Consider the following 11,506-nt stretch of genomic DNA (forward strand, 5'->3'; position numbering starts at 1 on the left):
CGCCGAGCGAACGCCGCGCCGCGCTTGCGCCCTGGCCGCACATCAAACCGCCATCATCGCGCCTCGGGAGTCGCGGCGTTCCGGTGGTGAAGGCGAAACGCCGCGGACAAGTCCCGGCCATGCCAGGCGAGCCTGGCGTTCACGTGAATCCCGGCTCGCTCATCTTGTGGACGATGACCGCCTCAGATGCCCACGACATGACCGCTGCGCGTGTGCGCTGACCAGAGACTGGTGGGTCGGGCGGCGGAATCGCCCTCAGCGTCCGTTCACTCCGAGGGTGTTCGGCCGCGTCCGGGGAGTCGCGGCGTTCCGGTGGTGTGGGCGGAACGCCGCGGCTCCTGGTGGGTCAGTCGAGTTTGGCGCCCACGTGGATGGCCAGGGCGCTCATCTTGGGGACGTTGGCGGCGAAGGTGCCGTCGGAGGCGACGGTGATGACGTGCGACGGGTCGCAGGACTTGGTCGCCGGGTCGTAGTTCCCGCTGATGACGTTGCAGTAGCGGCCGGGGGCCATGCGGGTGCGGTAGGTGCGGTTCCAGTCGGTGGACTCGTCGCGGTTGATGACGACGTAACCGCGGTCGCCGCGGCTGAAAGCGATCTTGTTGCCGGGTCCGCCCTCGGTGTAGTCGGTGTACCAGTCCTGCTCGGGCGCGTCGGGGGCCTTGTTGACCGGGGTGTCGCCGACCGCGTTGCGGAAGCCGACCATGGCGGCGATCTCCGGGAAGCGGTGCTCGCAGATCCACTGGACGCCGTCGCAGGTGACGTCCTTGGTGGTGCCGTCGCTCTCGCGGGGCGGGCTGGTGTCGCGCTGGGTGAACCCGAAGCTGGACATCACCACGGGCGTGCCGTAGTCCCAGCCGAGCAGGAACACGTTGGCCAGGCGGTAGACGGCGCCGTTCTTGTAGGTGAGGATGCGGCGTCCGGACAGGGCGTCGCGCTGGCTGTCGTGGTTGTCGACCATGACGACGGCCTTGTCGCTCGACTCCATGTCGTCGCCCCAGTTGACGGGGAACGCGTGCAGTTGGTGCAGCCGGTTGTCGGGGTCGGAGGTCGTCCAGAACTTCATGGACACGAAGTTCATGGCCTGCATCTCCGTGACGTCGCCGTTGTTCCGGTACTCGGACGGCCTGACCGCCTCGCCGGCGCCGTAGAGGACCTCCTGGAAGACGTACGGGTCGCGGGTGCCGGTGCTGGGGAAGTTCGGGTCCGCGGCGATCTGCCTGCGCATCTCGCCGAGGATGGCGGCGATGTCGGAGGCGGGGATGTGCTTGGCCGCGTCGATGCGGAAGCCGTCGACGCCCAGGGACGCGAGGTCCTTCAGGTAGCCGCCGAGGGTGGGGCGGACGTATCCGGCGTCCTCCGTCTTGAGGTCGGCCAGGCCCGAGAGTTCGCAGTTCTGCACCTCCCAGCGGTCCTGGTAATTGGCGATGTCGCGGCGGCAGGTGTGGAAGTCGGCGTCGGAGAACGTGCCCGGGTAGGTGTACTTGCCGGTGAAGCGCGTCCCGGCGCTGCCGACGCCGCTTGAGGAGTTGGTGGCGTGGTTGATGACCGCGTCCGCGTACACCTTGACGCCGCTGGCGTGGCAGCGGGCGATCATGTCGCGGAAGGCGTTGACGTCGCCGCGCCGGGTGGTGAGCTTGCCGAAGTCGCCCTTGGGGTAGCTGACCGGCTGGTAGTCCTGCCACCAGGGGTAGCCGCCCTGGCCGGCGTTCGGCAGGACGATGTGCTCCTGCGGCGGGGAGATCTGCACGGCGCCGTAGCCCTTGGGGCCGAGGACGTTCTCGCATTCCTTGGCGACGTCGCTCCACTTCCATTGGAAGAGGTGGACGATGACCTTCCGGTCGCCGGACGGGGCTGCGACGGCGGGGGCGGTCACGGCCGGGACGAGCGCCGCCGGGAGGGCGAGCGCGGCGAGCAGGGCTGTGCGGGGTGTTCGCATCACGTGCCTCCTGGGAGTGGGTGGCGGGGTCCCCCGATGAGGCTGTCGTCAGGACTCGACGAAGACCGCGGTGGTGCGGGCGGGGACGTGCAGGGTGCCCGTGCGGGGGTCGAACGAGGAGCGGCGCACGACGGGGTCGGCGGACGCCGCCTGGACGGGGTGCAGCGTCACCGCTGCGCCCTTCAACGCGGGCACGGTCTGCGTCTGCGCGCTGGGGGTGGCGTTGAAGACGACGGTGATGGACTTCCAGCGCGGGTCGAGGCCGCGGCCGTCGAGCCGCATGGTGATGACGCCGGGCGTCTCGCCGGGGCCGCTGAGCGGGAACGTCAGCCGCCGCTGCACCTCGTCGGCGGTGGGCAGGGAGAACAGCGGCGAGGAGTCCTTGATGCGCAGCAGTTCGCCGGTGCGGGCGCGGGCGGCGTCGATGTCGGCGCAGGACGGCCGCAGGGACGGGTCGGCCAGCAGCGGCCGGGCGTACGGCCATTTGTCCTGGTTGTCGGCCGCGGGCGGCAGCCCGGCGCCGAAGCCGTTGCCGTCCCGGCAGTCCCACAGGAGCCGGTTGAACCAGTCCCCCGAGTCGTAGGAGTTGCGGTCGAGGGACTTGGACCGCAGCCGCTCCGTCCCGGCGTGCACGAACGGCACGCCCTGGCTCAGCAGCGCCGTCGACAGCGACAGGACGTGCATGCGCACGCGGTCGGCCATCGGCGTGGACGGCGGCAGCTTGTAGGCGAGCGCGTCGTACAGCGTCTCGTTGTCGTGGGCGTCCACGTACGTGACGGCCTCGCGCGGGGCGGCCGTGTAGCCGGCCGGCGCGCCGTTGTAGTCGATCTGCGCGCCGGTGACGGAGCGTCCGTCGGACGCGGTGAACCGGTAGTCGCGCAGGTTGCCGGTGAGCCCCACCTTGATCTGGTCGGCGGCGTGCAGCAGGCGGGCGCGCTGCTCGGCGTCCGTGCCGTTGGCGGGCGAGCCGTTGGGCGCCGTCCACAGGCCGGAGCCGAAGCCCTGCCTGCGCGGGTCGGCGTCGAACGGGCCGCCGCCGCGCACGGCGTCGCGGAGCCGGTCGTTGAACGTGCCGATGCCGGTGCCCGCCAGGTTGGCCTGCGTGGCCTGCTCGAAGCGGGCGCCGCCCGCGACCTCGCCGAAGTCCCAGCCTTCTCCGTACAGGATGATGGAGCGGCCGTCCACGCCGTCGCGCTTCAGGGTGAGCCGGTCGAGGGCCTGCCGGACGCGCAGCATGCCGGCCTTCGGGTGGTGGCCCATGAGGTCGAACCGGAAGCCGTCGACCTTGTAGTGGCGGGCCCAGGTGACGACCGAGTCGACGATGAGCTTGTCCATCATCGTGTGCTCGGGCGCGGTGTTGGCGCAGCAGGTCGAGTCGGCGACGCGGCCGTCCTCCAGGAGCCGGTGGTAGTAGCCCGGCACGATGCGGTCGAGGACGGAGCGGGGGTCCTGCCCGGCCGCGTGGGTGTGGTTGTAGACGACGTCCATGACCACGCGCAGCCCGGAGCGGTTGAGCCCGGCGACCATCTCGCGGAACTCCTTGGTCCGGGCGGGGTCGTCGGGGTCGGTCGCGTACGACCCTTCGGGGGCGGTGTAGTGCAGCGGGTCGTACCCCCAGTTGAACGCGTCGGTGTCGCGGACCTCCGCGATGCACTTCTGCTGCTCGTCGGAGTCGGGCGGCAGCGCGGCCGGGTCGCAGGCGGGGACGCGCTGGTCGGCGCGGCGTTCCGGGACGGTGGCGAAGTCGAACACCGGCAGCAGGTGGACGTGCGTCACGCCGTCGTCCGCGAGGGCGCGCAGCGCGCGCATGCCCGCGGAGTTCCGCACCGTGAAGGCGCGGTAGGTGCCGCGCAGCCGTTCGGGGACGGTGCGGTCGGACGCGGAGAAGTCGCGGACGTGCAGCTCGTAGACGGTCGGGCGGCGGGGCGGCGCCGGCTTGCGCAGCGTCTTCCACCCGGCGGGGGCGAGCCTGGGGTCGTCCAGGTCGATCAGCAGGCTGCGGCGGGAGTCGGCGGTCAGGCCGAGGCTGTAGGGGTCGGTGACCGTGTTCGTGACGACGCGGCCTACGGACGGCGCGAACACCGTCACCACGAAGGCGTACCGGCGTCCCTTCCACGCCGGCGTCCCGGTCACCGACCACACGCCGGTGGCGTCGTCGCGGCGCATCGCGATCGTCCGGCCGTCGAGGTCGAGCGCGACGCGGATCGCGGTGGGCGCCCACACCGACAGCGTGGGCGTGCCGTGGCGCCACACCGGCCCGAGCTCGGCCCGGGACGCGGCCCGCCCGTACACGTCGTCGAGCACGCCGGGGATCTGGACGCCGGTGGCGTTCAGCAGCCGCCCGCCGCCGTCGCGTTCGACCGCCACGACCTGGCCGCGCAGCACGGCTTTCACGTCGCGGACGTTGACGCGGAACGCGTCGTACGAGGCGAGGTGCGGCCACCTCGCCCGCTGCTCGGCGGTCAGCCCGCCCGGGACGCGCCGCAGGGGGACGACGTGGCGGTCGCCGACGAGCTCGCCGTTCTCGACCCGCAGGTCGCCGGACGGCGAGTACACCAGCTCGTGCCGCCGCCCTTCCGGGGCCTTCCACGCGAGCGTCCCGCGGTCGATCCAGTGGGCACGCGCACGCGACAGGTCGACGTCCGCAGCGGCCGGTCCCGGCATGGCCACGGCTCCCGCCGCCAGGGTCAGGACGGCCACCGCCGCCCGCGCCGCCCGTCTCGCGCCGCCCGACTTCCGTCGGAAGCGCGCCCCGCACGCGGCTACGTGATTCCGCGCGCGGCCTGGCAGGGCGCGCACCCATCGCGGGGCGCGCGTGGTCACGGGGCGCGGGTCACCTGAGGTGAGCGTCGTCCGGAGCATGGCGGGTCACCGCCCGCCGACGGTGGCGCGGGTCACGGTGGAGGCGGTGCGGCCGGCGGAGTCGCGGACCACCGCCTTGTAGACGACCGGTGTTCCGGCGGGGACGCCGGTGAGGTCGTGGAAGACGCGGAACGGGCGGGCGTCGTCGGTGCCGAGCACCCGCCACGGGCCGCGGCCGACCTTCGCGGCGAAGGTCACCTGGTCGAAGCCGTCGCCGGGGACGCGGGCGGCGATCTCGGCGCGGCCGGTGAGCGACGCGGGGAGCGTCAGGGAGATCGCGGGGCGGGCGGTCGGGGCGGCCAGGCGGCCGGAGGCGCGGTAGACGACGGCCGAGCGGGCGGGGACGGTGACGGTCAGCCGCTTGTCGGCGCCGCTGCGCACCGCGGCCCCGCGCTTGGGGTAGATGGACGTGAACGCCATGCGCGCCGAGTACGTCGGGATGGACACCCGCTGCGGCGCGTCGCCGTTGTTCAGCGCCACGACGTACTCGACCTGGTCGCGGGCGTCGATGCGGGAGAACGCGTAAACGCCGCCCTGGACGAGCCGTTCGATCTGGGCGCCGTCGCGCAGCGCGGGGTGCCGGGCGGTCAGGTCGGCGAGCGCCCGGATGCCCCGGTACAGCGGGTGCCGGGTGTCGTAGTTGTCCTGGGCGTGCGTGGCGTCGGTGCCGATCAGGTCGTCGGTCAGGTACTGCGCCGCCTTGGCCGCGAACATGGGGGCGCGGGCCGCCTTGTCGCCGCCCTGGCCGGTGAAGCCCTGCTCGTCGCCGTAGTAGACGATCGGCTGGCCGCGGGTGAGGAACATCAGCTCGTGCGCGAACAGGTCGCGCCGCAGCAGCTCGTCGTCCGACGCGCCCGGGTTGTCCTGCTTGAGGAAGTGGCCGATGCGGCCCATGTCGTGGTTGCCGAGGAAGGTCGGCAGCGAGTAGGCGTTGGAGTCGGCGTCGGTGTAGAGGTCGTCGGCGCGGTAGAGGCGGCTGAGCACGTCCGCGCCGGCCCCCTGGGAGGCGTACGCGCGGGCGGCGGCCTGGAACGGGAAGTCCAGCACCGCGTCCATGCGGCCGGCGGTGGAGTAGCGGGAGATGAACGACGGGTCCTCGCTGTAGGCCTCGCCGAACATGAAGAAGTGCTTGGTGCCGACGCGGTGGGCGTGGACGCGCACCTCGGGCGCGAAGCGCTGCCAGAACTCCATGTTGACGTGCTTGGCGGTGTCGATGCGGAACCCGTCGACGCCGGCGTCGCGCACCCACGTCCGGTAGATGTCGATCATGCCGCGGACGACCTCGGGGCGTTCGGTCCACAGGTCGTCCAGGCCGACGAAGTCGCCGTACTCGTTGCTCTCGCCCTCCCAGGTGGAGTCGCCGCGGTTGTGGTACATGCGCACGTCGTTGAGCCAGTCCGGCTTCTTGGTGACGCCCTTCACCGGCACCGGCGTGTAGGGGAACGAGCCCGGGCCGATCTCGGGGAACGGGCGGTCGCCGCGCGCGTAGTCGCGGTCGTCGAAGGGGCGTCCGGAGGCGTCGCGGTACGGGTACTCGGCCTTTGACCTGTAGGTGTACTGCTTCTCGGCGTAGTCGATGCCGTCGGCGGTGTGGTTGGTGATGATGTCGAAGAAGACCTTCATCCCGCGCTTGTGCGCCTCCCGCACCAGCCGCTTCATGTCCGCGTTGGTGCCCAGGTGCGGGTCGATGCGGGTGAAGTCGGTGATCCAGTAGCCGTGGTAGCCGGCCGAGGCGGCGTCGCCCTCGCCCTGGACGGGCCGGTTCGTGAACGCCGGGGTGATCCAGACGGCGGTGGCGCCCAAACCCTTGATGTAGTCGAGCTTGGAGATGAGGCCGGCGAGGTCGCCGCCGTGGTAGAAGCCGATGTCGGTCGGGTCGTAACCGGTGGTGAGGCGGTCGCCGGTCAGGCCGCCGGTGTCGTTGCTGCGGTCGCCGTTGGCGAACCGGTCGGTCATGACGAAGTAGAACCGTTCGCGGCTGAGGGCGGGCCGCACGGAGGTGCGGGCGAGCAGCCGGTCGGCGGGGGCGTCGGCCGCGGACGCGGACGGGGCGAGGGCGGGAACGAGGGAGGACGCGACGACGGCGGCGGTGACGGCGGCCGTGCCCCGCCGGACGGCGGTGCGGCGTCGGGACGAGCGGACCACGAGGGCCTCCGGTGCGGGTGACGCTGTTGGGGTGGTTTGCCGGGAAAGTACAAAGTCACCCGACGGGCATGCAAGACTTGCGCAAGAACTTGCAACGCCCGACCCGTGCGCGCCCGCAGGGGCTGAGATGCCTCACACCAGGGAGAATCGGCAGGCCCAGCGCGCCGCTGAGCCGTCCGCACCGCCGAATCTTGCAGAAGGTTTCTGCAAGGCCTTTACCGATCTGAAAGCCGTTGCTAGCGTCCGACAGCGAGGAGCCCCTCGTCCGTGCCCAGGGCCGGACGGCACGGCGGGCCGCCCGCGCGGCCCCGAGCCGAGGAGGTACATGCGGCGCACACCCATGTTCGGCACGCCGACCGGAGTCGCGCCGCCCCTGCCCGCGTGCGCCCCACCCTCCGCCGGGCCCGGGCAGCCGACCATCCCGCAGTGCTGCATCACGGCCGTACGCGGGGAAACCAAGACAGCTGTGCCGCCCGCCGCTCGGCGCAAGCACGTCGGGGCGCGACCGACCGCGGTTTCCACGCAGTCCCGCGCGCACGTACCGGCACGCCCGCTCAAAGCGCACGCACACCGATGAGGACGTCGATGACGCAGCACATCGCCGACGCCGCTCCCGCCGCCGGCCATTCGGACTCCCCCGCCGGCTGGTGGCGCGACGCGGTCATCTACCAGGTGTACGTCCGCAGCTTCGCCGACGGGAACGGAGACGGCGTCGGGGACCTGCCCGGGATCCGCGCCCGGCTGCCGTACCTGGCCGAGCTCGGCGTGGACGCGCTGTGGATGAACCCGTTCTACACCTCCCCGATGGCGGACTTCGGCTACGACGTCGCCGACCACCGCGACGTCGACCCGGTCTTCGGCACGCTCGACGACGCCCGGGCCCTGATCGACGAGGCGCACGGGCTGGGGCTGCGCGTCATCGTGGACCTCGTCGTGAACCACACCTCCGACCGGCATCCCTGGTTCCGGGAGGCCCTGGCCGCGCCGCCCGGCAGTCCCGCCCGCGCCCGCTACGTCTTCCGCGACGGGCGCGGCGAGCACGGCGAGCTGCCGCCCAACGACTGGGAGTCGGTGTTCGGCGGCCCGGCCTGGACCCGCGTCCCCGACGGCCAGTGGTACCTGCACCTGTTCGCGCCCGAGCAGCCCGACCTGAACTGGGAGAACCCCGAGGTCCGCGAGGAGTTGGCGGACGTGCTGCGGTTCTGGCTGGACATGGGGGTGGACGGCGTCCGCGTGGACGTGGCGCACGGCATGGTCAAGGCGCCCGGCCTGCCCGACGTCGGCCGCACCCCCCAGGCGGCGATGCTCGGCCGCGAGGCCCTGCCGTACTTCGACCAGGACGGCGTCCACGAGATCCACCGCTTCTTCCGCCGCATCCTGGACGCCTACGACGGCGAGCGCATCGCCGTGGCCGAGGCGTGGGCCCCGACGCAGGAGCGGCTGGCCCTGTACGTGCGGCCCGACGAGGCGCACCAGGCGTTCAACTTCCACTACCTGTCCGCCCCATGGGAGGCCCGCGCCCAGCGGCAGGTCATCGAGGAGTCGCTGCGCACGAGCGGCATGGTCGGCGCCCCCGCCACCTGGGTGCTGTCCAACCACGACGTCGCACGGCACGTCACCCGCTTCGGCGGCGGCGAGCTCGGCCTGCGGCGGGCCCGAGCGGCGGCGCTGCTGATGCTGGCGCTGCCCGGCTCGGCCTACATCTACCAGGGCGAGGAGCTGGGCCTGCCCGAGGTGCTGGACCTGCCCGAAGAGTCCCTGCAGGACCCGCAGCGCTTCCGCGACCCCGAGGCGGGACGCGACGGCTGCCGGGTGCCGCTGCCGTGGTCCGGCGACGAGCCGCCGTTCGGCTTCGGGACGGGCGGCAGCTGGCTGCCCGTCCCGCCCGCGTGGAAAGGGCTGACCGTCGAGCGCCAGTCCGCCGACCCCGACTCGATGCTGGCGCTCTACCGGACCGCCCTGCGGATCCGCCGCGCGCACCCCGCGCTCGGCGACGGCGCCCTACGGTGGCTCGTCGGCCCGCCCGGCGCCCTCGTGTTCTCCCGGGACCCCGCCGACCCGGCCGCGCCCCGCCTGACCTGCGCGGTCAACATGGGCGGGCGGACCGTGCGCGTCCCCGCCCACGGGCGGCCGCTGCTGGCGAGCGGCCCGATCGGCGCGGACGGCGACTGCGTCGTCCTGCCGCCGGACACCGCCGTGTGGTGCGAGGCCGAACCGACGGGCGGCGGAGCCGGACATGGCGGGTAAGTTGTGGCCATGACGATGCGCCTGGCCGACATCGCCGCCCACGCGGGCGTGAGCGAGGCCACCGTGAGCCGCGTGCTCAACGGCCGGCCGGGCGTGGCCGCGGCCACCCGCCAGGCGGTGCTGACCGCGCTGGACGTGCTCGGCTACGAGCGCCCGCCGCGGCTGCGCCAGCAGCGCACCGGCCTGATCGGGCTGATCGTGCCGGAGCTGACCAACCCCATCTTCCCGGCGTTCGCCCAGGTCATCGAGAACGCCCTGGTGCTGTCGGGGTACACGGCGGTGCTGTGCGCGATGACGCCGGGCGGCATCCGCGAGGACGACTACACCGCCCTGCTGCTGGAACGCGGGGTGTCGGGGATCATCTTCGTCAACGGCGAGCACGCCGACTCGCGCTCCGACCGCACCCGCTACCTGCGGCTCATCGAGCGCGGGCTGCCGATCGTGCTGGTCAACGGGTACCGGGACGACATCGAGGCGCCGTTCATCTCCAACGACGACGTGACGTCCCTGGAGATGGCCGTGGCGCACCTGGCGTCCCTCGGCCACCGGCGCATCGGCCTGGCGGTCGGGCAGGACCGGTTCGTCCCCTCGATCCGCAAGACCGAGGGGTTCCGCCGCGGCATGGCCGAGCACCTGGGGGTCGCCGACGTCGACGACCTGATCGTCAACACGCTGTTCACGGTGGAGGGCGGGCAGGCCGCCGCGCAGCGGCTGCTGGACCTGGGGTGCACCGCCATCTGCTGCGGCAGCGACATCATCGCGATCGGCGCGATCCGCGGGGTGCGCGGCCGGGGCCTGCGGGTGCCCGAGGACGTGTCGGTGGTGGGCTTCGACGACTCGCCGCTCACCCCGTACCTGGACCCGCCGCTGACGACCATCCGCCAGCCCGTCCGGGAGATGGGGCTGGCGGCGGTGAGCACGCTGCTGGAGGAGATCGGCGGCAGCCGGGTGCCGCGCACCGAGCTGCTGTACCGGCCGGAGCTGGTCGTGCGCCGCTCCACCGCGCCCGCCCCGGCGCGGCCGCTGTCCGTCGTCGCCGACGCCTCCGCCCGGCCGGGCACCTGAGCCGCCGCGAGCCGGAGAGAAGCGGGGAGGGGCGCGGCCCATGCCCCGCGCCCCTCCCCTGTCCCCCTTGGGAGGCCTGGCTCAGCGCAGGGGAGGCGACGCCTCGCGAGCCAACCCGAGGGCGTATTCCGGCCACCACTGGCCCGCCGGCGGGTCGACCGCCCCGTACTCGGGGTCGACGGGGCCGCCGGTGCCGCGCGTGCACTGGCCGTCGGACTCACCGGGCCGCTTCACCCATAGGAAGGCGTCCACCAGCTCGTTGCCCGTCCTGGTGGTGGGGCGCTCGCCCAGGCCGCGGCCGGGCGGGTTGCACCACTCCTCCGGGTCGGGGTACTTGCCGGGCGGCGCCGTCCACGGTCCCCGCCCGTTGCGGCTGGTGTCGAGGACGAAATGGGTCAGCGCGCGCGGGTCGGCGGGCTCGGCGGCCAGGTCGTCGGACGAGCAGGACGCGGCGCCCGTGCGCTGCCGGAACCGGATGCACTTGGCCACGTCGGTGCCGTAGGACACCAGCTCGTCATCGGTGCGGAAGTTGGAGACGTTGAGGAAGAACCCGTCGGCCTTGGCGACGCCGCCCTTGAGCAGGCGGCTGACGATGCCGAGCTGGTCGCGCGGCTCCCCGTACCCGGCGTCGTAGTCGTTGATCGGCTGCCAGGCCGAGTGGCCGGCGTCGATGTAGACGGCGGTGCGGGGCAGCCGGGCGAAGGCGTCCACGGCGTAGTTGATCTCGCGGAAGCGCTGCTCGACCAGGGCCATGTCCTCGGGCTCGCCGGTCGAACCGCCGCCGCCCTCGTTGCACCACGGCTCGCTGGACAGCAGCGCCAGGCCGTCCGGTTCGACGATGACGACGGCCTTGCCGTGGCCGACGCCCTGGGCGAACGCGTCGATCCACTCGCGGTAGGCCTGCTCGCTGGGCGCGCCGCCCGCCGAGTACTGGGAGCAGTCGCGGCCCGGCACGTAGTAGGCGACCAGGACGGGCACCGCCCGCTGCCGCGCGGCGTCGCGCATGGTGGCGCGCACCTTCTCGCGCACCTCGTCCGGTGTCCCTTCGGTGAACCACACCGCCTGAGGGATCCGCGACAGGGCGCGCATGTACGCCGCGTCCTCCGTCCGGCCCTCCCTCTCCCAGATCTTCGCCTGCCGTCCGGCGTTGGTGTCCCGCTCGACGTAGAACCGGACCGGGCCGTCCAGCGGGTTGCCCTTGCGTGCGGGGTGTGCGGCCGCGCCCGCCCCGCCGGGCGCGGCCGCGGCGGC

6 protein-coding genes are annotated in these 11,506 nt (G+C 73.0%); 2 read left to right on the forward strand and 4 right to left on the reverse strand.

The features are described 5' to 3' along the window. Positions 1–346: 346 nt before the first annotated feature. The 3 genes from AR3_RS20680 to AR3_RS31800 all read right to left on the reverse strand — a co-directional run bounded on the left by AR3_RS20680 (position 347) and on the right by AR3_RS31800 (position 6,943). Positions 347–1,936, reverse strand: coding sequence for an alpha-amylase (locus AR3_RS20680; RefSeq protein ID WP_067915934.1), 1,590 nt, complete (start codon positions 1,934–1,936; stop codon positions 347–349). A 48-nt stretch (positions 1,937–1,984) separates the two neighbouring features. Then, positions 1,985–4,636, reverse strand: a complete 2,652-nt coding sequence (gene pulA, locus AR3_RS31795) for a pullulanase-type alpha-1,6-glucosidase (RefSeq protein WP_227023043.1) — start codon at positions 4,634–4,636, stop codon at positions 1,985–1,987. 168 nt (positions 4,637–4,804) lie between these two features. After that, on the reverse strand, positions 4,805–6,943 hold the full coding sequence (locus AR3_RS31800) for an alpha-amylase family glycosyl hydrolase (protein WP_227023044.1): 2,139 nt from the start codon (positions 6,941–6,943) through the stop codon (positions 4,805–4,807). A 585-nt stretch (positions 6,944–7,528) separates the two neighbouring features. On the opposite strand from AR3_RS31800, the gene AR3_RS20690 reads away from it, so the two are divergent. Both AR3_RS20690 and AR3_RS20695 read left to right on the forward strand, forming a co-directional pair. Beyond that, positions 7,529–9,190, forward strand: coding sequence for a glycoside hydrolase family 13 protein (locus AR3_RS20690; RefSeq protein ID WP_067915936.1), 1,662 nt, complete (start codon positions 7,529–7,531; stop codon positions 9,188–9,190). A gap of 9 nt (positions 9,191–9,199) precedes the next feature. Beyond that, positions 9,200–10,255, forward strand: a complete 1,056-nt coding sequence (locus AR3_RS20695; protein ID WP_067915938.1) for a LacI family DNA-binding transcriptional regulator — start codon at positions 9,200–9,202, stop codon at positions 10,253–10,255. A gap of 81 nt (positions 10,256–10,336) precedes the next feature. Here the strand turns inward: AR3_RS20695 and AR3_RS20700 are convergent. Continuing rightward, positions 10,337–11,506, reverse strand: a 1,170-nt coding sequence (locus tag AR3_RS20700; RefSeq protein WP_067915940.1) for a glycoside hydrolase family 6 protein, incomplete at its 5' end; no start/stop codon positions are given.

Source organism: Actinomadura rubrobrunea NBRC 15275 (assembly GCF_001552235.1).
Classification (GTDB): domain Bacteria; phylum Actinomycetota; class Actinomycetes; order Streptosporangiales; family Streptosporangiaceae; genus Spirillospora; species Spirillospora viridilutea.